Source organism: Botrimarina mediterranea, assembly GCF_007753265.1.
Lineage (GTDB): Bacteria > Planctomycetota > Planctomycetia > Pirellulales > Lacipirellulaceae > Botrimarina > Botrimarina mediterranea.
In genome coordinates this window covers 1,105,928-1,126,180 of sequence record NZ_CP036349.1, presented here as the reverse complement: position 1 = coordinate 1,126,180, position 20,253 = coordinate 1,105,928, and the positions used below count along the sequence as shown (strand labels likewise).

Here is a 20,253-nt window from a genome sequence, read left to right as displayed (position 1 = left end):
CGTGCCGTCCAGGAAGCTAGCAAACCGAAACGAGCTCAAAGCTTGTCCCGCAGGCCGCGGAAGTACTCCTCGGCGTGCTCGCGGCGTGACTTCGGGAGCCGCTCGCTGGTGAGTGGGTCGGCCGGCTGAGCGTCGGAAGCGTTGAGCGGCGTCTTGATCGACTCGACGACGTCCCCCTTCACCGTCGGGCCATCGACGAGGCCACCGAACGTGCTCGAGCCGCGGCCCACGTCTTGGCGGACCTGGGTGTCGCGGTAGGAGACGTTGTCTTTCTCGGTGTTGCGCGAGCCATCGCCGCGTCCCCGGCCCATTCCGCGGCCATTCGCGCCGGGCTGGTTCTGGCCTTGGCCCTCCTGCCCCATCCCGGGCTGATTGCCCGCCATTTGGCCGGCTTGGTCGCCGGGCTTGTCGCCCGCTTCCATTCCCATCGCTTCTTTGGCGCCCATGATGTCGGCCATCGCAGCGTCGAGCATCCGCATCTCCTGATCCTCGCGCGCCATCTGGTCCATCTGCTGGGCCATCTGCTGCATCGCGTTGGCAGCCTGCTGCGGATCGCCCGCTTCCATCGCCTCTTTCGCCTGCTGCATCTGCTGCGCTAGCTGCTGCAAGCGTTCCATCTGCGGCTGCTTCATGCCGAGCTGGTCGAGCTTCTGCTGGAGCTTGCCGGCCTGGTTGAGGTCGCCCTGTCGCTGGGCCTCGGCGAGCTGCCGCTCAAGGTCCTGCTTCTGCTGTTGGTGCTGTTGAGTCGCCTCGCCCAGTTGCTGCTGCATCTTGCCGAGCTGCGCGGCGAGTTGGTCCTTTTTCTCCTGCGGGAGGTCCCCGCCTGCGAGCTGCTCGCGGACCTTGGCGATCTCGTCCATCGCTTTCTGCCAATCGCCCTGCTTCATGGCGTCGGCGGCCTTGTCGGCGGGGCCCTTACCAATGTCTTTCATGCGGTTGAGCTGGTTGCGCAGCTCGTCGCCCCCACCGAGCTTGTCGCGTCGCTCGGCGAGTTCTCGTGACAGGTCGTTGAGCTTGACGGCCGCCTTGGCGGGGTCCTTGGCTTCTTTCTTCGCCAGCTCGGCCGTCCCCTCTTCGACCTTCTTGAGCAGCGCCGAGGCGTCGGCGAGCCCCTTCTCCTCGGCCTCCTGGCGGCGCTTCGCCAGCTGCTTGCGGGCCTCCTCGGCGGCCTTCTTCGCCTCGTCGGCCGCGACCTGCTCGGTTGGCGACGGCTCGACGGTCGCCTGCGCTGTGCGGTTCCCGACCAGCGTCGCGATCAGCAGCGCGGCCAGCGCCGGGGCGAGCGGCCGCCAAACGCCCCGGTCGAGCCCCAGCTTGAACCGCTCGGCGACCTCGACCTTCGCGATCGCCCGCCGGGCGTCGCGCAGCAGCGCGGCGCCAGCGGGCGTGGCCAAGTCCTCTTCGCTGAGCGTCAGGCTGCTGGCGATCCGCTCGCGGAGGTTGTAACGCTGGTCGATCTCGACCGCCGCCTCGACCCGCGTCTTGCGACGCAAGGCTGTCCAGACGCTCGCCGCCACAACGCCCGCCAGCACCGCTCCGGCAAGCCAGAGCGTGGCCCAACTCGCGGGCAGGTTCGGCAGTACGACCACCTTGGGCGCCAGAATCGCCACGAAAGCGACACCGAACGCGATCGTCAGGCAGAGCGCGAGACGCCCCGCCCATTGCCGGAGCACCAACCGCTGCCGGGCCGCGTCAACGCTTTGCTCGATCTCGTCCACCCACCCCACCTCCTAAACCGAACCGACTCCCCACAATGCGAGCATTATAAGCGATCGCTCGAACCGGCAGAAATCGTTTTAGCCACTACTTTGCTCAATCTGAGTATTGATTGGCCCACGGCCTCAATGGTCGCGTTGCGCCCAGACTGTCAGCGGAAGCAGCGGCGTCACCCCAGCTGGCGCACGGCCAGTCGTCGTCTCGTCGTAGGCATGGCGATTGCACCAGCAGTGTTGCAAGCGATGCCGCCCGGCTGCCGCGTCTAGCGAACGCGGACCCACGGCGGCGTTCACCCCTCGTCAGGAGTGCGACCATGTCCAAGCCCCTCGTTGGCGACGCTTACCAGTGCAGCCATTGCAAGATGCAGATCGAAATCAAAACGCCCTGCCACTGCGAAACCGGTGAGCCGACCTTCACCTGCTGTGGTCAGCCGATGGAGAAGCTGAAGCCCGCGACGGTCAACGTCGAGCACGGTTAACCACGAGCGGGCGATCAATAAACAAACGACAACACCAACAACCGAGCGATAACAAATGAACAAGTACGACGCCGATCAACTCAAAGGGAAGAAGGTCGCGGTGCTCGCCACCGACGGCTTCGAGCAGGACGAGCTTACCCAACCCCGCGACGCCGTCATCGACTCGGGCGGTGAAGCCTTCGTCGTCTCGCTCGAGATGGGCGAGATCCAAGGCAAGCATCACGATCAACTCGGCGACAAGATCCCCGTCGATCGCATCGTTAGCGAATCGAGCGCCGACGAGTTCGACGCCTTGATCTTGCCCGGCGGTCTCAAGAACCCCGACACCCTGCGCCAAGACGCCGACGCCGTGCGTTTCGTCACCGAGTTCTTCAAGCAGCACAAGCCGGTCGCCGCGATCTGCCACGGGCCGTGGCTGCTCGTCGAGGCCGACGTGGTCGAAGGCCGCAAGGTGACTTCCTACCCAAGCGTCAGGACTGACCTCATCAACGCCGGCGCGAACTGGGTCGATGAAGAGTGCGTCTGCGACGAGGGCCTCGTCACCAGCCGCACGCCCGCCGACCTCAACGCCTTCTGCGCGAAGCTCGTCGATGAGATCGCCGAGGGCAAGCACGCCGGGCAGACGGCGTGAGTCGATGCAACTTGGATTAACAACCGAAGCGGGCGGGAACGATGTCGTTCCCGCCCGCTTCGTTATTGGATGGCCCCATAAAAGAGGTCCCATGCGCCGTGTCGGTGTCTCGTCACATCCCCCCTCGCTTTCAGGGAGGGGGACAAGCGCGCTACGACTTCTCTTCAGGCCCCGCTTCCGCCAGCGCCACCTCGACCATCTCTTCGATCGACTTGTCCCCCGTCGCGCCTTGCCAGTTCAGCTCGCCCATCCACCACGAGCGGATGTAACCGTTCTTGTCGACGACATACACGGTCGGCCACATCGTGTTGCCCCACGCCGCCCAGTTCTTGCTCTCCAGGTCCACGAGGATCGGGAACTCGAGTCCACGTTCGGCGGCCGCCGCCTTCACCAGCTTGGGGTCGCGTTCGCTCGAAGTCTCCGGCGTTTGGATGCCAATCAGCACCACGCCCTTCTCCGCCAGTTCGTCGTGCCAACGCTTGTAGATGTCGAAGTTCGCATGGCAGTTGTGGCACTGGAACGCGTAGAAGTGGACCAGCACCACCTTTCCACGGAACGACTTGAGCGTCAGCGGCTTCGAGTTGATCCAGTCGTCTACGCGCACGAACTCCGGCGCAAGCGGATAAATACGCGTGAGCTTCGACGTGTCGAATGGTTCGCCGAGCAGCTTCCACATCGCCTCGTGTTGCTGAGGCGTCAGCGCCTCAGCGAGCGCCGCTTGTTCCGCCGCGACGGTTTCCTTGAGACGTGTCTGTATTTCCTCGGTCGGCGATCCGCTTTGCTGTGCCTGCCGCAACTCTTCCTGGACCGCTTCGGTGGCTTGGGCCCGCGTCAGAAAGCCGTTGATTTGCTCGGGCGATAACTCAAGTCGCTTGCCCATCGCTTCGCGGAGCATCGCGCGCACGCCCTGCGCCTGGCACTCGAGTTGATGGAGCCGGCGCGCTTGCTGCTTGGAAAGGTTCGCGACGACCCATTGTCGGACCTGCTCCTCGAGGCCGGCGACCGTCGTCCGCATCTCGTCGGGCGACAAGTTCCGCGACGGCAGCCAAACCGCGTCCAACTTCGTGAGCAGTTTTTCAAGCGCCGCTTGCTTGCCGGGCGTGAGCTTGAGCTCGGCCTGCACCTCGGGCGTATGCACCAGCTGCAACAGCCGTTGCGGCAGGAGCTTCTCGGTGTCGGCTACTTGAGCAAAGGCGAACGCCGGCGCTAGGGCCGAGAACAGCAGAGCGCAGAGTTGAGCCCGCATGGCATTATCCCGAGGTAGACACAGAGGATTCGGCACAGGAAGCGTTCGATTATTGCCAAACTCGCCACGCCGCCAAGCAATCGGCGCCGCAGCACGAGGATAATCGCCGACTAGGTGCGACCGCTTACCGTCGCCGAAGCCGTAGTCGACCGACCCTGGCGGAGGGATCGCCACCCCGCTGCGGTGTGGGAGGTACGCAAACGGCGCCCGTAGCTTTGACGCAACGCCGGCGGGGACTATCGCTAGAAGGAGCCGCGCGAGCGACGCGCCCGATGCGCCGAGCCCCGCCATTCGTCCGTCGTCGTCACTGTCCCCCAGATCGAGACGACGCCGGCAAGTGGTTGGGGCGTCTTGATGACTTGCGAAGTCTCAAAGCAGACCTACCGTCTCGATGTTAAGAATTCTTCCAGTCGATCTACTGTGTTGAAAACATGGGAAGGAGTCAGCTCTAGTATTGCGGCTACTATCCACTCCGTGATACGGATCAACATAACTGCGTGCTCGCGTGCTCGCTCCGTATCTGGCAATCTGCCGAAATGGACGAGTCGGTTTCTGACTGAGGCCAGTTCATTTACTCGCCTCTTTTCCGAATCCGTTAACGAAGAACGCAACGCATAACGCACGAGCAAAAACGCTACCTTTTCTGAAGCGCTGCACTTCCTAATCGCATCCGAACTCATCCAAGAACGGTTGTCCAACGCAAAAAGCATTTCTAGAAGTGTCCAGCATTGGACAAAAGCCGAATTGATCGTGCGTTGCTGGAAGGCCCAATATGCAGAAATGAGCGGATAGCCACAGTCGTATCGATCTCTCCAGTCTTGCCTTCGAATCACCTTCATAGCAGTTCCAACTGCTTTTTCGAGGCTGACATCTCCGCACCATTTATGCCCCGGCTGCGGCGACTCTGCCGTCTCGTACTTTGCTGAACAACGAATGGTCCCACCCCAAGGCCATTCCCTGGAGTCTTGGAGGATTACATGGTCAGGATTCTCAACGATGGCTTTGTCAGCTGCAAAGACACAGCGTGATGAGAACAGAGACAACAGGACGCAAATGTCATCGATCGAATCGATAACTTGGTCCCACGGCAACGCGGATGGCATTTTGTCACCGACTAGCGTCGCCGTCGCTGTTATCGCATGCGTTCCTGTATTCCTAGTCACACGATGTTCGTCGGTCGTGATATCCACCAAGTGCTGCAAAGACTTTAGCCGATCGACGTATTCTGGCACTTTCTGGATGGAATAAGACTCGACTACCATCGTGTCACGATGGCTTGGGAAATCGAGGTTGAATATGCACAATTGCTCAGTCATTCAGAATCACTTAAACGCCTCGCCCGGCCCCGGAAACTCCCCCCCGCGCACGTCCTTCGCAAACGCCGCGGTCGCTTCCTTGATCGTCTCGCCGACTTTCGCGTAGCTCCGCACGAAACGTGGGACGTAACCCGTCGTCATGCCGAGCACGTCGTGGATCACGAGGACTTGGCCGTCGCAGTCGGGGCCGGCGCCGATGCCAATGGTGGGGATCGGGACCGCGGCGGTGATCGACTTGGCGATCTCGCTCGGCACGCACTCGATCACCATGCCGTACGCGCCGGCTTCGCTGGCGGCGCGGGCGTCGGCGAGCAGGCGTTGTTCGTCTCGCTGCACCTTGTAGCCGCCTAATTGGTGGACGCTCTGCGGACGCAGGCCGACGTGGGCCATCACGGGGATGCCCGCCGTCACCAGGGCGTGGATCGTGTCGGCCTGGGCCTCCCCCCCTTCGAGCTTGACGCTCTGGCAGCCCGTCTCCTTGAGGATCCGCGCGGCCGCGTCGATCGCGGCGCCCGTGTCGTAGTGGTTGATCGGGAACGGCAGGTCGACCACCGTCAGCGCCTTGGTGACCGCGCGGCCGACCATCTCGGCGTGGTAGATCATCTGATCGAGCGTGACGCCCAGCGTGCTGCCGCGTCCCTGCACGACCATGCCGAGGCTGTCGCCGATGAGAATGGCGTCGACGCCAGCCTCATCGATGAGCTGCGCCGTCGTGTAGTCGTACGCGGTAAGAACGACCAGCTTCTCGGCGGCGCCCTTCCGGGCGGTGAACTGCGGGGCGGTGATCTGAGTCATGGGGCCTATTGTCAGCTCGGCTCTTAGTGAAATCAAAGGGGAAACAAAAGACTTGAACCACAAAGGAACGAAGGAACAAAGAAGGACTTCGCATCAAGCCTTTGTTCCTTCGTTCCTTTGTGGTTCATTCCTTCTGACAAACAATGATCCACCCGTTCGTCCGTAGCGATGGGAACAACCAAGGCCGTGGGAGCGCGTGGCGTCGGGCGACGTCGAGAGAGAGCCAGCGCAGCACCTTGAGGTTCGCTTCGCAGAGGTCTCGCCGCAACTCGCGCTCGCGGAAGACGTGCAGGAAGAAGTTGGGAACGCCGCGGTACGGATAAGTCTTGTCGCCCGTTTCGTAGCCGCCCTTCCCGACGGCGCCCTTCGCCAAACTACGCAGCGCCCACCAGGGGCCGCCGGGGTCGCGCAAGTTGAACCAGAAGTTGTGGACGTGCAGCACGAGCTTGCCGTCCGGCTTCAGGATACGCCGCATGTGCCGCAGCGCGGTGAGGCGGTGCTCGCGGCCGCGGATCATGCCCAGGGTGCTGAACAGGCACATGGCGTGGTCGGCCGATTCATCGGCGACGAGGTCCGGAGTCATCTCGACGAGGTTCGCGCAGACACACTCGACCGGCAGCGATTCGGCATCGGCCTTCGCGCGCACCACGTCGAGCATCGCGTCGGAGAGGTCGATCGCCAGGCCCCGCCAGCCACGACGCACGAGCGGCAGCAGCGCCCGGCCGCTGCCGCAACCGAGGTCGGCGATTACTCCACTGCTAGAAACTCCCCCAACTAACGTTGGGGGCTCGCCAAAGGTCTCTGCGAGTACGCTCTCTTCGAACGCAAAGAGGGGGTTATCGGCGTGGTAGGCGTCGTAGTCATCGGCGATCGACCGCAGCTGCGTGTAGTCCCACGCGCCACGCGGCACGCCGGGGGGGAGTCGCCAATCGGGAAGCCGCTGCATAAGGCCCAGTAGCGTAACGGCGGCGAGCCGGGGACGTTAGTCCTCGGAGGGTTGTGGTGAATAGTCTGGTAAGCGAACCCCGCTGCACTCCGGGGGCTGACGCCACCCGGCTCGCCGTCTTCGGCAAGCTAGGCCGGTTGTAGGGCCGCGTTGACCCGGAGAGACCGGCGGCGTCCAATAGGAGGTGTTCGGTATCCCGTACTGCGATCGAGGTTTCAGATGCTGAAGGCCGCCCTCCTGCTGCTTGCGATCCCCGCCGTCATCCTCTCGGCGGATCACAAGGCCATGACCCAAGTGGCCGTGGGGGACGCCTTCCCCTCTCTCGAAGGCGTCGCCGACAACCAAGGCGCCAAAGCGACCGTCATCGGAGTCCCCGGCGGGCCGGAGTGGATGAACGAGATGTTCACCGGCGATATCAAGGACGACTTCGCGCCAAAGTACGCTGACGCGGGCGTCAAGTTCGTGACGCTCGCCGGCCCACGGCTGGGCGACAAAGTCGCGTCGCTCTCGATCGACCCGACGAAGCTCAACAACACCCTCGGCGAAGGCCGCGGCCCCCGCGTCTACGTCCTCGACGCAGACGGCAAGGTGGCGTGGTTCGACATCGAGTACTCGCTATCGACCCACCGCGAGTTGCACGCGGCGCTCGATGAGCTGACCGGCAAGTGAGAAGAATTGGCCGCGGATTTAAAGGGATCGAAATGGGTTATCGCGGATCCTTTTCTTAGAAGAGATCCGCGTTCATCCTTTGTAATCCGCGTCATCCGCGTCCCATTCTTAGAAGTGGCTTAGCGCTCAGCGAGCAGACGTTGCCGCCACGTGCGAAGGCGCTCGAAAGCGTCCATCGGCGCCAACCGATCGATATCGAGCGCGCGGATCTCATCGAGTAGCGGATGATCCGCGGTTTCGAACAGCGTCATCTGGATGCCAACGGCGCTGCGCGAACTGTCGGCTATCGGCTGTCGGCTGTCGGCTTTTTGAGCTTCGAGCTCTTCTAGGATGGCGGCAGCGCGTTCGTTGACGCTGCGTGGGACGCCGGCGAGTTGGGCGACGTGGATGCCGTAGCTCTTGTCCGCCGGGCCTTCGACGATCTGGTGCAGGAAGACCACGCGGCCGTCGTGCTCGCGGACCGCGACGCTGAGGTTCCCCACGCCCGGCAGGCGGCCGGCGAGCTGCGTCAGCTCGTGGTAGTGCGTGGCGAACAGCGTCCGGCAACCGACCACGTCGTGCAGGTGCTCGACGATCGCCCAAGCGATCGACAGGCCATCGTAAGTGCTCGTGCCGCGACCGATCTCGTCGAGGATCACCAGCGACCGCGGCGTCGCTGTGTTGAGGATGCGCGCGGTCTCGGTCATCTCGACCATGAAGGTACTCTGCCCGCGCGACACATCGTCGCTGGCGCCAACGCGCGCAAACAACCGATCCGCCACACCGATGGTCGCCTTCGTCGCCGGCACAAAGCTACCGATCTGCGCAAGCAGCGTGATCAACGCCGTCTGCCGGATGTAGGTGCTCTTGCCGGCCATGTTGGGGCCGGTAAGGAGCAAGAGGGACGAGGGGCTAGGGACGGGGGACGAGGGCTGCCGTTCTTCCCCCGTCCCTCGTCCCTCGTCCCTCGTCCCCGCGCAGCGCACCCCGTTCGGCACGAATGTTCCCTCCGGCTCGGTCAGGTCCAGCACCGGGTGGCGGCCGGCTACGATCTCGAGCACCGGCCTATCGACGACTTCGGGGCGGCAGTAACCGCGCGAACGGGCGAGCTCGGCGAGGCTCGCTAACGCGTCGATCTCGGCGAGCGCCTCGGCGGTGGCGAGCAGGCGCTTGCCCGCGTCGGCGGTCGCTTCGCGCAGTTGTGAGAAGAGGTCGTACTCGAGCGTGAACGCGCGGTCCTCGGCGGTGAGGACCTTTTCTTCGTACTCCTTCAGCTCGGACGTGATGTAGCGCTCGGCGTTCTTGAGCGTCTGTTTGCGGATGAACTCCGCGGGGACCTTGCCTTGGTGGGCGTGCGTGACTTCGAGGTAGTAGCCGAAGACCTTGTTGAAGCCGACCTTGATCGACGGGATGTCGGACTCGGCGGCGATCTTCGCCTGATAAGCCGCCATCCATTGCTTGCCGCCCGCCATCAGCTCGCGGCACTCGTCGAGGTCGGCCGAGTAGCCTTCGCGGATGAAGCCCCCCTCGCGCGGCGAGAGCGGGCAGTCGTCCACCAGCGCCGCCGTCAGTTGCTCACGCAGATCGCCGCAGAGGTCGATGCGTTCTTCGAGCCGTTGCAATCGCTCGCTCTTGCGACCGGCGAGCTTTGCTTTGAGGCGTGGCAACGCGCCGAGCGTGCGGCCGACGCTCGCCAAGTCGCGCGGACTCGCTCTGCCAGTCGTTGCGCGGGCGACGAGACGGTGCAAGTCGTACACGCCGCGTAGCTCTTCGCGGAGCGTTGACGTGAGCGATGCGTTCTCCACCAGTTCGGCGACGGCGCTCTGTCGGTGCGTGATCGCATCAACGCTCGTCAACGGTCGCCGTAGCCAGTCGGCCAACAACCGCGCGCCGGCGCCGGTCACGGTGCGGTCGATCACGCCGAGGAGCGCGCCGTCGCGCCGGCCGTCGCGCAGCGTGTGCGTCACCTCGAGGCTGCGCCATGTGGCGGCGTCGATCTGCAGCGACGAGTCGGCTTGGAACGGCTTCAAGCGATCGACGTGGGCGAGCGACGCCTTTTGCGTCTCGTACAGGTACCCAAGGATCGCCCCCGCTGCCGACAGCGCCAACGCGTCGGCGTGCGACGACGAATCGAATCCAAAGCCTTCGAGTGACTGGGTCCCAAAGTGTTTGCGGAGCGACTCCATCGCCATCTGCACGCCGAAGGACCACGTCGGCCGGCGCGTGATGGCGGCGCGGTCGGACGCCTCGGGCGGCAACAGGGCGTCGCTACCCTCGGCGACGAGACACTCGGCCGGTTCGAGGCGCGACAGTTCGTCGGCGAGGCGGCGTTCGTCGATCGCAGTGGCGGTGAACTCGCCCGTCGAGACTTCGATCCACGCCAAGCCGACAAGCGGCCGGTGATTGCCCTTCGGCGCTTGGCCGTCGAACGCGACGGCGGCGAGGTAATTGCTCGCCTGCGGATCGAGGAGCTGGTCATCAATGACGGTGCCGGCGGAGACGATCCGCGTCACTTCACGACGGACGATCCCTTTTGCCTCGGCAGGGCTCTCCATCTGATCGCACACCGCCGCCCGCCGGCCGCAACGCAGAATCTTCGCCAGATAGGCGTCGAGCTGGTGGTGCGGGAACCCCGCCATCGGCACGGCCTTCGCGCCCTTGTCTTTGTCGCGCGTCGTGACGGTGATGCCCAGCAGCCGCGCCGCTTCCTTCGCGTCCTCGTAGAACAGCTCGTAAAAGTCCCCCATGCGGAACAAGAGCAACGCGTCCCCCGAGACCGCCTTGGCCTCGTGGTACTGCTGCATCATGGGGGAGAGTTGCGACATTGAGGTGTGCGACTTGAGGACTCGGCTGGTGAAGCGAAAAGCTTGGCGCACCAGCCCTCAAGTCTCAAGCCTACTCGCGCAGCGAGCAGGCCTCGCTGCACTCGCGGCGCTGGCGCTGAGGACTCCCCAAGAAGCCCTCGTCCCCCGCCCCTAACCCCTCGTCCCTCCCGCTACTGCACCAACTGCTCTTCTTCGCCCGACGCGTTGAGCTCAATCACGCCAGAGTCTTCGAGGCCGCGGACGATGTCGACAATCTTCTGCTGTACCTCTTCGACCGCGGAGACCTTCACCGCGCCGAGGAACTCCATCTCTTCGCGGAGCATGTCGCCGGCGCGTTGAGAGATGTTGCTGAGGATCTTGTCCTTCAGCTCGGGACTCGCGCCCTTCAGCGCCAGCGCCCACTGCGAGGTCTCGACCGACTTGAGGACCTGCTGGATGTCCTTCTGGCCGAGCTTGCCGATGTCGTCGAAGACGAACATCAGGTGGCGGATCTCTTCCACTAGGTCGGGATCGTCGGTCGCGATGCCGTCGAGCAGCGAACGCTCGGTCGCGCGGTCGATAACGTTGAGCATCGCGGCCACCGCCTCGACGCCGCCGGCGACCTGGAAGCTCTGGCTCATAACGCTCGACATGCGGCGTTCGAGCCCCGACTCAACTTCGCGGACGATCTCGGGATTGGTCTGCCCCATCGTTGCCATCCGGCGTACGACAGCGAGCTGGCGGTCCGGAGGCAAGCCGCCGAGGATCGCCGCACTGAACGACGCCGGCAGGTGCGCCAGGATCAGGGCGATCGTTTGAGGATGCTCATCGACGAGGTAGGTCGCGATGTTCTGTGTATCGACGTTCCGCAAGAAGCCGAACGGCAGCGCTTCGATCGACTGGCGGAGCTTGTCGATGGTGTCGGTGGCTTCATGGCCGAGCGCGCCTTTGACGAGCTTCTTGGCGAACTCGAGGCCGCCGCCGTCGCCATTGACGGGGTTGGTTTCGGCAAACTCACGGATCGCCTCTTCTTGCTCCTCGACGCTGACGCGTTCGAGCCGGGCGATCTCGATCGACACCTGCTCGATCTCGCGCGGTGAGAAGCGCTTCATCACCTCCGACGCCTGCTCCTCGGGCAGGCTCATCAGCACGACGGCGGCCTTGTGCAGGCCGGTGGGGGTGGTGATTGCAGGCACTTGGCAGACCTCGACAAGTCGCGGCGAAAACTCCGGCGCTTCGTCGAGATTGATCGACTAAAACGCCCGCGGCGCCTGAGAGAATCTGCCGGTTAGGCAAAAGGAACCGCTGCTAGCACGGCGATGGTGGTTCCAAGAGGATTCACCACAAAGGAACGAAGGAACAAAGAGATTTTGCTGAAGGCAATCGTGCGCTCTGCTTCCGTCGTTCCTTTGTTCCTTTGTGGTTAACTACTTTGAATCAGATTCACTGCCGGCTTCGGCGGCCCAGCGCGCGGTGACGTTTTGGGTGTGGCGGACTTGGCAGCGGATGCGGGCCGTGACCACGGTGCTGGGGCGGTGCGTGGGGGGCGTCAGCACGGACTCGTCGCCCCAGTAGCGGCACGCCAGGTCCCAGCGCTCTTCGTCCGCGACCCAGCGCCAGCGGAGGCCGTCGTCGTCGCGGTAGGTGCGGCCGTCGCAGAGCACCGCAGCGATCTTGTCGATGGCGACGGCGACCGCCGCCGGGTCGGCGACAACTTCACCGCCGCTGAGGACCAGTTGCTCGGCGGCTGCACTAGCAGCGGCGACAACTTCCGGCGTTGGCGGCTCTCCGACCCGCAGCTGCGTGTAGTCGCGGCAGCAGTCGTAGACCGCCTCGTGGCAAGAGACGCGGATGCCGTACCAGGCGTCGCCGCGCAGGACGTGGAGGTAGCGCGACTCGCTGTGCGGAGACAGTTCGAGGACGCATTCGAGCCCCGCCGCCGCGGCGGCCGCCTGGCCAGCTTGGGCGACGAGGAGCGTCGCTTCGTCGGGGCCCGCAGGGCTCGGTGTTTCAGGAGCGTTCACCCTCCAAGAATACCCGGCCCACAGCGAAGTCCAACGGGCGGGCCGGCTTCGTCTGCCAATCGTCGGCGCCGCGGGTTAGAATGCGGTCTGCCGCGACGCGGCTCCTAGGACCTCACTTTCGGCGGAGAGCAATACCTTGCGACGCATTGGCCTCGTGTCTGGACTTCTCGCATTAGCCCTTTGGTCGAGTGTCGCCGTGGCGCAAGACCCGGTCGACGAGGTGCTTGACGTTCCAACGTCAGAGTCGCAAGAAGCAACCTCCGAAGCCGAGGAACCCGCTGCGGAGACCGAAGAGCCCATGGTGGACGGGGAGGCGGCGACGCCCGAAGAGCCCGTAGAAGACGCCGCCGAAGCCGAAACAGAGATGGCGGAAGAACCCGCGGCGATCGAGCCCGAAGAGCCGGCCCCGCTCGATGAGAGCGAACCCGCGGTTGAGGAAGCCGTCGAAGAACTCGAAGACGAAGCCGCGGATGGCGCGGAGGTCGCCGAAGACGAGGCGATGGAAGACGAGGCGATGGAAGAAGCCGAGGCCGAGGAGCCCGAAGCCGCCGCGACCGATTGGGGCGGGATCATCGAGCGCGCCCCGGCGTTCTTCGCCAAGACGCACCACGCCGTGGTCCACCTGCCGATTGCGCTGTGGGTGTTCGGCGCGTTGTTCGTCGTGATCGGCGTCGTGATTCCGTCGTGGCGGACGCAGATCCCGCTGGCGTGCCTTGTCGGCGGCGCGCTGACGTCGGTGGCGGCGGTCGCCAGCGGCTGGTGGTACGCCGAGTTCGACTACGGCGCGCCGTGGGCGTGGGGCGATGGCTTCGGCGACTGGTCCGAGCACCTCGTGCGGCACCGCTGGTACGGCTTCGGCCTCGCCGCCGCGTCGATCGTGCTGTCGATCATCGCCCTAATCAGCCAAGCGCGGCAGAGCAAGGGACTCGGCGCGTTCTGGCGGTTGGGGCTGATCGGCCTAGCACTGGCCGTCGCCTGGGAAGGCCACCTCGGCGGCGAGATGATCCACGGCGAAGGCTTCATGGAAGAGGCGTTCCAAGAGTGGGTCAGCCCCGCCGCAGAAGAGTGATCTCACAGCTCACGAGTGAACCACAAAGGAACTAAGGAACCAAGGCTGTATCTCCGAAGGCTTCCTTTGTTCACTTCGTTCCTTTGTGGTTCTTATTCTTTTGCGGTTCAGTCCAGTCAAACCATCGCGGCACTGCCATGACCCAACCTTCCAAAGCCTCCTTCATCGCCGGTTGGGTGTTGAGTGTGTTACTCACCGTGTTTCTCTGCGGTCTGAGCGCGTCGGGTAAGTTCATGGACTTCCCTAACAAGGCCGAGATCATGGGAAAGTTCGGCTATCCCGACGACGTGATGAAGTGGATCGGCATGGTCGAGATCGCGGTAACCATCCTGTTCCTCATCCCGCAAACGGCGTTCATCGGCGCCATCTTGCTCACCGCCTACCTCGGCGGCGCGACCGCGACGCACGTGCGTATCGAAGACCCCTTCTACATGCCGATCATCATGGGCGTCGTCGTGTGGATCGCGCTGGGGCTGCGCAAGCCCGATGTCTTCCAGCTCGCCTTCGGCTACGACAAGTGCGTCGCCGATCCGCAAGCGAAAGACGTTTGAGGAAAAATTGCACCACGACGGACACGACGAGCACGACGAACGTTCTCAGGGACAATATCAGTCCGACAAACAAGCCGTCGTGTTCTTCGTGTCCGTCGTGGTGAATCCCTTAAACACAATAGATTAGGCAGCCAGCGCGACGCCCTTCTTCGGCGCGGCGAGGATGTCGCAGTGGTCGACGGCGCAGAGGTCATCTTCGCTGACTTTCCGACCGCGGAAGCCGCCGTCATCGGACACGAGGTGAACGTCGTAGCCCATCGCGACGAGGAAGGCGTGTAGGTCGCGGCGTCGCTCGGAGGGTGAGTGCTTGAAGACCTCGCAGTGGAGGTACGGACGTTTCTTGCGGATGAGGTCGGCGATCGATTCGAGCACTTCCAGGTCGTGACCCTCGGTGTCGGTCTTCACAAACCGCAAGCGGTCGATCCGGTCGGCAAAGTCGCGGTGCAAGAGTTCGTTGAGATTGAGCCCCTGCACTTCGAGCGTCAGCATCCGCCGACGGCGTAGCCACGACTGGTCGGCGGCGTCGCCGCCGTTGCAGAATCCGGGGTCGCCATAGCTGAAAGTGAACGCGCCGTCCTCGGGCGTTGCGGCAGCCATTACGGGGACGATGTTGGCGATCTTGCGATTGAGGTCGGCGTTCGCCTGCAGCGTCGGGAAGACGTAGCGGTTGGGCTCCATTGCGAGCACACACCCCTCAACGCCGGCGGCGATACCCAGCGGCAGGCTGGTGTCGCCGCTGTGTGCGCCGACATCGATACAGAAGTCGCCTGGGCGCACGAACTGTCGGTGCTCGGCGATGAGAGCCGCAGTCACCTCACAGCGATAAGCTTTCGGGTGCAGCCACTGCGCGTAGGAAACGACGCCATCAGGACCAAGGTCCGCGGTGCGGACGTCGTAGCCGTACGTACGCGGGCTCGGTTTCAGTCCGAAGAGGTAAACGAACTCGCGTAACTTCACGGCAGGCGCCTCGCAGCGGGGTCGGGCTTTACGGTGCAAGAGAGGAAGAACCCTACTCTTTCTGCCGTGTTTGGCCCTAGACCGATTCGAGACGCCCGCCCATTGAAGCTAGGCAATCTGGTGAGCGCCGGGAGTTACCAGCCAATCGAGACGCCGACCCCTGGCGCGCCGATCACGACACCACCGCGGCCGCCGTAGTAGCCACCGTAGCGACCGCCGTAATATCCACGACTGTAGCCACGATAGCCGGAGCGATAAGCGCGCGGCCTGTAGTAGGCGCGGCCGCGGGCGTAAGGGGTGTAGTAGCCACGGACGGGACCGCGATAGAAGCCGCGTCGGGCTTGGGCGTCGCCGGCGGTGATGAACAGCATGGCGACAGCGCCGAGGGCGGTGGCGGCGAGGGACAATCCACGTTTGCGGAGCATGTTGCTTCTCCTCTCGATAGCTAGCAGGGATTAGGACGGCCGGCCACTTTCTTCGGTCGGCCAGTTAGCTGTGCGGAGCCGATGCTTGTGCGCACTTGTACGGAGGCAGCGGGACGAATTAGTCGTCGAATCACCACCGACCCTTACCAATGCACGCCGCGTGCCAAACGGGCCGGGCCGCCCCGGTTATCCCCGGGACGGCCCGTGCTAGCCATCGTTATCGAAACGGGCTGATTAACTTCACCAGCCGACAAAGACACCAACCCCCGGAGCGGCGACGCGGACCCGACCAGCGCCGACGCGGACGCCGACAAACGGTGTGTTGACCACCACCGGTCGGCGCCCATACACGGCCGGCGCCCTGCGAATCACGGGACGATAGCGACGGGCTTCAGCCGACTCCGGCAGGGCAAAACCGATCGCTAGGAGAGCCAGGAGGGCGGCTCCAGGGCGTTTGTTAGTCGAGATCATTTGGGAGCCTTGTGGGGTCGTTGCAGGCGGTTAGAGAGCGGTAGCTGGCCTTCCCGTGCCGCGTTGGCACACAGCCGGAAGGTTAGCTTGCATCGATCGTGTACGCGAACAGGAGGTGGTCGATACGCGACCACCCCGACGGCCGGCGTAGCGAATCGCACCCCCTCGTCCACGACAACCCCCTCCGAGGGGTGGTGTCTTGCGAGTCCGCATTACGGGGCTCGCGACGGGGCCGCCAAACTGGCAGGCGATTCTCAACTCTCAGGAGGAGAACGCTGGCATTTGGCCAGAATGACAGGCCGATCTCGGAGCACGAGACTATACCTATCGCCGTAAGATGCCTGCTAGAAAGCACTTACAAGCTTCCACAGGCATTGGCGCCCGACTTGCTTTCTAGCGTTCCGACTGCGTCACCGTTGCGCCGTGATGCGGGCTGTCGAGGCTGTCTTTACCGGGTTGGCGATACGTCTCCACCCGATCGTTCATCCATAAGTCACATCTTCCACCCTAGTCGTGAGGAGTTCGCCGATGGCGACCGCTGCCAAAAAGAAGTCAAAGGTCAAGCTCGAGCCGATGGGCGACAAGGTCGTCGTCGAGCGCGTCGAATCGTCCGACAAGACCGCCGGCGGCATCTTTCTGCCCGACTCGTCGAAGGAAAAGCCCAACCGCGGCAAGATCGTCGCCGTCGGTCCCGGCAAGCTGCTCGATGACGGCAAGCGCGGCCCCCTGCAGGTGAAGGTCGGCGACGAGGTCCTCTTCACGACCTACGCCCCCGAAACCATCGAGATCGACGACGAGGAGTTCCTCCTCATGAGCGAGAGCGACATCCTCGCCGTGGTTGAGTGAGCTCTTTGAGTGATCTCCCCATTTAGCCCCCGTCAATGACGGGGGGCTAAATGCGTCCCCAATACCAACCCGCACACAGGAGTTATCCCATGGCGAAAATGATCGCCTTCGATCAAGAAGCCCGCGACGCGATGCGTCGTGGCGTGCAGAAGCTGGCCCGCGCCGTGAAGGTCACCCTCGGCCCCAAGGGTCGCAACGTCATCCTCCAGAAGTCGTTCGGCTCGCCGACCGTCACCAAGGACGGCGTCTCGGTCGCCAAGGAGATCGAGCTGGAAGACACCTACGAGAACATGGGCGCGCAGATGGTGAAGGAGGTCGCGGCCAAGACCTCCGACATCGCCGGCGACGGCACCACCACCGCCACCGTGCTCGCCGAGGCGATCTTCAACGAGGGCCTCAAGGCCGTCGTCGCCGGCGTCAACCCGGTGCAGATGAAGCAGGGCATCGAGCGGGCGGTTGAGGACATCACCGCCGAACTCAAGAAGATGTCGATCAAGGTCAAGTCGACCCAAGAGATGGCCCAGGTCGGCACCGTCGCTTCGAACGGCGACACCGAGATCGGCGAGATGCTCTCCAAGGCGATGGAGAAGGTCGGCAAGGACGGCGTCATCACCGTCGACGAAGGCAAGTCGCTCGCCACCGAAGTCGAGTGGGTCGAGGGCATGCAGTTCGACCGCGGCTACCTCTCGCCGTACTTCGTCACCGACCAGCAGCTGATGGAGTGCGTCCTCGAGGACTGCTACATCCTGGTCCACGAGAAGAAGATCTCGAGCATCAAGGACCTGATCCCAGTCCTCGAGGCCGTCGTCAACTCGGGCAAGCCGCTCTTGATCGTTGCCGAGGACATCGAGGGCGAGGCGCTCGCGACCCTCGTCATCAACAAACTGCGTGGCACGTTCAACGTCGCCGCGGTGAAGGCCCCGGGCTTCGGCGATCGTCGCAAGGCGATGCTCGAAGACATCGCGATCCTCACCGGCGGCCAGGCGATCTTCGAAGACCTCGGCATCAAGCTCGACTCGATCGGCCTCGCCGAGCTGGGTCGCGCCAAGAAGGTCATCATCTCGAAGGACAACACGACCGTCATCGAGGGCGCCGGCAAGTCGAGCGACATCAAGGGCCGCATCGATCAGATCCGCCGCGAGATCGAGAACACCACCAGCGACTACGACCGTGAGAAGCTCGAAGAGCGGCTCGCGAAGCTGTCGGGCGGCGTGGCGAAGGTCAACGTTGGCGCCGCGACCGAGAGCGAGATGAAGGAGAAGAAGGCCCGCGTCGAAGACGCCCTGCACGCGACGCGTGCGGCCGTCGAAGAGGGCATCCTCCCCGGCGGCGGCGTCGCCCTGGTCCGCTGCTCGGCCAAGGTCAAGCCGACCGGTCTGTCGCATGACCAAGAGGTCGGCTACCAGATCGTCGTCCGCGCTTCGCAGGCGCCTCTCAAGGCGATCGCCACGAACGCCGGCAAGGACGGCGGAGTGGTCTGCGAGAAGGTCGCCGACATGAAGGGTGGCGAAGGCTACAACGCCGCGACCGACAAGTACGAGGACCTCGTGAAGACGGGCGTCATCGACCCGGTAAAGGTGACCCGCACAGCGCTACAAAACGCCGCGAGCGTCGCCACGTTGTTGCTCACGTCCGACGCGCTGATCGCCGAGGCCCCCAAGAAGGGCAAGGGCGGCGCGGCGGCTCCGGGCATGGACGACATGTATTGAGACCGGGCCTGACGGACTCGACAGGGGTCAGGGGTCAGGAGTCAGGCGTCAGGGATCAGCAAACGACGAAGCCGCCGGCGAAAGCCGGCGGCTTTTTTTGTATCCTTCGCTTAGCTTACCCCTGCCTCGCCCTATCACTGGAATAAAGCCATCTTGGATACCACAAGCACAGGTCCAAAGCCCTTTTGCTTTGTGCTGATGCCGTTTAGTTCCGACTTCGATGATGTCTATCATATCGGCATCAAAGAGTCTTGCGAGAAGGCCGGGGCATACTGCGAGCGAGTAGACGAGCAGATATTTCACGAGCGTATCCTTGATCGCATCTACAATCAGATCGCAAAAGCAGACATGATCATTGCCGACATGTCCGGACGAAATGCAAATGTCTTTTACGAGGTAGGGTACGCACATGCCCTCAACAAACCAACCATACTTCTGACAAAAGATGCGGCGGACATCCCCTTTGATCTCAAGCACTTCCCACACATCGTCTATGGAGAACAGCTGACCGTTCTCCGGCAGAACCTTGCGACAAAAATCGCTTGGTTTATTGAGAACCCACTCGCTACAAATCCGAAGCAAACTGTTGAGATCGAGCTTTACCAAGACGGTGTAGATGTATCTTCTGGCAAAGCATCGTGCTCCCCGAAGCCTGGATACTACCCATGGCCCGAGCTAACACTTGCCAATCGATCGTTTCGCACATTCGAGCCTGGTGAACTACGACTAGCAGTAGTCACCCGCTCCGGCGAGTTCCCATATTGCGAATTGCCCACGGGGCAGATGCAGAATATGGATACGTGCCGCATGCCAGATGGTGGCTATTTCCATATGCTGCCCGTATTCGACACCCTCTTCCCTCAAGCCTTTACTTCTTGCGAGTTTGGACTTCGATATAGCAATGACCAGAGCAAAGGTTCAACGTCTATCACACTTCGTGTATTCACTAATTTCGGAACCCGTGACTACGACCTAGCTATTCAGCTTTCGTAGGGTCGCGTTTAAGGGACTTACGTCGATTGCGACTTGGACAAGACTTCGTACGCCCCGCCCCGCCCGTCTAGTGGCCTTGGACACCGCCCTCTCGGAGCGGAGTCAGGAATTCGACTCCCCTACGGGGTACTTCACCCGTCTCCGGAAACTGGGGATTGGTGTAATCGGCAATACAATCGATTCTGAAACCGTTAGTCGGGGTTCAAGTACCTAATCCCCAGCCCGGCACATTCGCATTCCGGCGCTTTCGCCCAGTCGGTGTTACCGCAATGGTCAAATCCTGTCGCCTTCACTCGCAATCCCGCTCAGCGCAGCAGTCAGTTAGCCCCGGCAGGGGCGGCAGCGCGTAGCCAGGGGCGCGAGCCCCTGGGAACCCTCGTCCATCGGACAGAGCCCCGGAGGGGCGACAGCAACTCGACTCGCCACGTTGCTGTCGCCCCTCCGGGGCTTCTCACTTTTAGCGCTCGTTCCCAGGGGCTTGCGCCCCTGGCTACGCGCTTTCGCCCCTCCGGGGCTTTGGTCTCTGCGCGGATAACTCGCTCTCGCCCGCGCAATCGCTACGACCGCGACAACCGCTACATCTTCACACACAACTTCGATTGGGCCCCCTCCTTTTCGTTGTCAGAGG

The 20,253-nt window shown here is 63.2% G+C and carries 19 protein-coding genes; 8 read left to right on the top strand and 11 right to left on the bottom strand.

Features of this window, described 5'->3' with window-relative positions; all coding sequences use genetic code 11:
* Positions 1 to 35 precede the first annotated feature (35 nt).
* Positions 36 to 1,718, bottom strand: coding sequence for a hypothetical protein (locus Spa11_RS04450; protein WP_145108497.1), 1,683 nt, complete (start codon positions 1,716 to 1,718; stop codon positions 36 to 38).
* Between the two features lie 311 nt (positions 1,719 to 2,029).
* On the opposite strand from Spa11_RS04450, the gene Spa11_RS22740 reads away from it, so the two are divergent.
* Both Spa11_RS22740 and Spa11_RS04445 read left to right on the top strand, forming a co-directional pair.
* Complete coding sequence (locus Spa11_RS22740; protein ID WP_197529736.1) at positions 2,030 to 2,194, top strand: hypothetical protein; 165 nt, start codon at positions 2,030 to 2,032, stop codon at positions 2,192 to 2,194.
* Between the two features lie 55 nt (positions 2,195 to 2,249).
* Entirely contained in the window at positions 2,250 to 2,825 is a 576-nt protein-coding gene (locus tag Spa11_RS04445) for a type 1 glutamine amidotransferase domain-containing protein (protein WP_145108494.1), read from the top strand.
* Positions 2,826 to 2,976: 151 nt separating this feature from the next.
* Here the strand turns inward: Spa11_RS04445 and Spa11_RS04440 are convergent, their stop codons facing one another.
* The 4 genes from Spa11_RS04440 to Spa11_RS04425 all read right to left on the bottom strand — a co-directional run bounded on the left by Spa11_RS04440 (position 2,977) and on the right by Spa11_RS04425 (position 7,128).
* Positions 2,977 to 4,071, bottom strand: coding sequence for a redoxin domain-containing protein (locus tag Spa11_RS04440; protein ID WP_197529735.1), 1,095 nt, complete (start codon positions 4,069 to 4,071; stop codon positions 2,977 to 2,979).
* A 380-nt stretch (positions 4,072 to 4,451) separates the two neighbouring features.
* Positions 4,452 to 5,387 carry a hypothetical protein gene (locus Spa11_RS04435; protein ID WP_145108488.1) on the bottom strand — a complete coding sequence of 312 codons (936 nt, stop codon included), beginning with the start codon at positions 5,385 to 5,387 and terminating at the stop codon, positions 4,452 to 4,454.
* 6 nt (positions 5,388 to 5,393) lie between these two features.
* Positions 5,394 to 6,182, bottom strand: coding sequence for a 3-methyl-2-oxobutanoate hydroxymethyltransferase (panB, locus tag Spa11_RS04430; protein WP_145108485.1), 789 nt, complete (start codon positions 6,180 to 6,182; stop codon positions 5,394 to 5,396).
* Between the two features lie 124 nt (positions 6,183 to 6,306).
* Entirely contained in the window at positions 6,307 to 7,128 is an 822-nt protein-coding gene (locus Spa11_RS04425; protein WP_145108482.1) for a class I SAM-dependent methyltransferase, read from the bottom strand.
* Between the two features lie 219 nt (positions 7,129 to 7,347).
* Between Spa11_RS04425 and Spa11_RS04420 the strand changes: the two genes are divergently transcribed.
* Positions 7,348 to 7,797, top strand: coding sequence for a hypothetical protein (locus Spa11_RS04420; protein WP_145108479.1), 450 nt, complete (start codon positions 7,348 to 7,350; stop codon positions 7,795 to 7,797).
* 119 nt (positions 7,798 to 7,916) lie between these two features.
* Here the strand turns inward: Spa11_RS04420 and mutS are convergent, their stop codons facing one another.
* The 3 genes from mutS to Spa11_RS04405 form a co-directional block, all read right to left on the bottom strand.
* Positions 7,917 to 10,601 carry a DNA mismatch repair protein MutS gene (gene mutS, locus Spa11_RS04415; RefSeq protein ID WP_231933137.1) on the bottom strand — a complete coding sequence of 895 codons (2,685 nt, stop codon included), beginning with the start codon at positions 10,599 to 10,601 and terminating at the stop codon, positions 7,917 to 7,919.
* Between the two features lie 170 nt (positions 10,602 to 10,771).
* Positions 10,772 to 11,776, bottom strand: a complete 1,005-nt coding sequence (fliG, locus tag Spa11_RS04410; RefSeq protein WP_231933136.1) for a flagellar motor switch protein FliG — start codon at positions 11,774 to 11,776, stop codon at positions 10,772 to 10,774.
* Positions 11,777 to 12,007: 231 nt separating this feature from the next.
* The gene (locus Spa11_RS04405; protein WP_145108476.1) at positions 12,008 to 12,604 is read right to left on the bottom strand and encodes a hypothetical protein; all 597 of its coding nucleotides are present in this window, start codon (positions 12,602 to 12,604) and stop codon (positions 12,008 to 12,010) included.
* 196 nt (positions 12,605 to 12,800) lie between these two features.
* On the opposite strand from Spa11_RS04405, the gene Spa11_RS04400 reads away from it, so the two are divergent.
* Together Spa11_RS04400 and Spa11_RS04395 are read left to right on the top strand one after the other, a co-directional pair.
* Entirely contained in the window at positions 12,801 to 13,673 is an 873-nt protein-coding gene (locus Spa11_RS04400; RefSeq protein WP_145108474.1) for a hypothetical protein, read from the top strand.
* A gap of 137 nt (positions 13,674 to 13,810) precedes the next feature.
* Positions 13,811 to 14,224: a DoxX family protein gene (locus Spa11_RS04395; protein ID WP_145108471.1), complete on the top strand. Its 414-nt coding sequence runs from the start codon at positions 13,811 to 13,813 to the stop codon at positions 14,222 to 14,224.
* Between the two features lie 123 nt (positions 14,225 to 14,347).
* Here Spa11_RS04395 and Spa11_RS04390 read toward each other — a convergent pair whose 3' ends face one another.
* The 3 genes from Spa11_RS04390 to Spa11_RS04380 form a co-directional block, all read right to left on the bottom strand.
* Positions 14,348 to 15,181: an FkbM family methyltransferase gene (locus Spa11_RS04390; RefSeq protein ID WP_197529734.1), complete on the bottom strand. Its 834-nt coding sequence runs from the start codon at positions 15,179 to 15,181 to the stop codon at positions 14,348 to 14,350.
* A 134-nt stretch (positions 15,182 to 15,315) separates the two neighbouring features.
* On the bottom strand, positions 15,316 to 15,606 hold the full coding sequence (locus Spa11_RS04385) for a hypothetical protein (RefSeq protein WP_197529733.1): 291 nt from the start codon (positions 15,604 to 15,606) through the stop codon (positions 15,316 to 15,318).
* 240 nt (positions 15,607 to 15,846) lie between these two features.
* Positions 15,847 to 16,077, bottom strand: a complete 231-nt coding sequence (locus Spa11_RS04380; RefSeq protein ID WP_145108463.1) for a hypothetical protein — start codon at positions 16,075 to 16,077, stop codon at positions 15,847 to 15,849.
* 528 nt (positions 16,078 to 16,605) lie between these two features.
* Here Spa11_RS04380 and Spa11_RS04375 point away from each other — a divergent pair.
* The 3 genes from Spa11_RS04375 to Spa11_RS04365 all read left to right on the top strand — a co-directional run bounded on the left by Spa11_RS04375 (position 16,606) and on the right by Spa11_RS04365 (position 19,625).
* Positions 16,606 to 16,923, top strand: coding sequence for a co-chaperone GroES (locus Spa11_RS04375; RefSeq protein ID WP_145108460.1), 318 nt, complete (start codon positions 16,606 to 16,608; stop codon positions 16,921 to 16,923).
* 89 nt (positions 16,924 to 17,012) lie between these two features.
* The gene (gene groL / locus Spa11_RS04370) at positions 17,013 to 18,632 is read left to right on the top strand and encodes a chaperonin GroEL (protein ID WP_145108457.1); all 1,620 of its coding nucleotides are present in this window, start codon (positions 17,013 to 17,015) and stop codon (positions 18,630 to 18,632) included.
* Positions 18,633 to 18,785: 153 nt separating this feature from the next.
* Positions 18,786 to 19,625 carry a nucleoside 2-deoxyribosyltransferase gene (locus Spa11_RS04365; protein WP_145108454.1) on the top strand — a complete coding sequence of 280 codons (840 nt, stop codon included), beginning with the start codon at positions 18,786 to 18,788 and terminating at the stop codon, positions 19,623 to 19,625.
* Positions 19,626 to 20,253 lie beyond the last annotated feature (628 nt).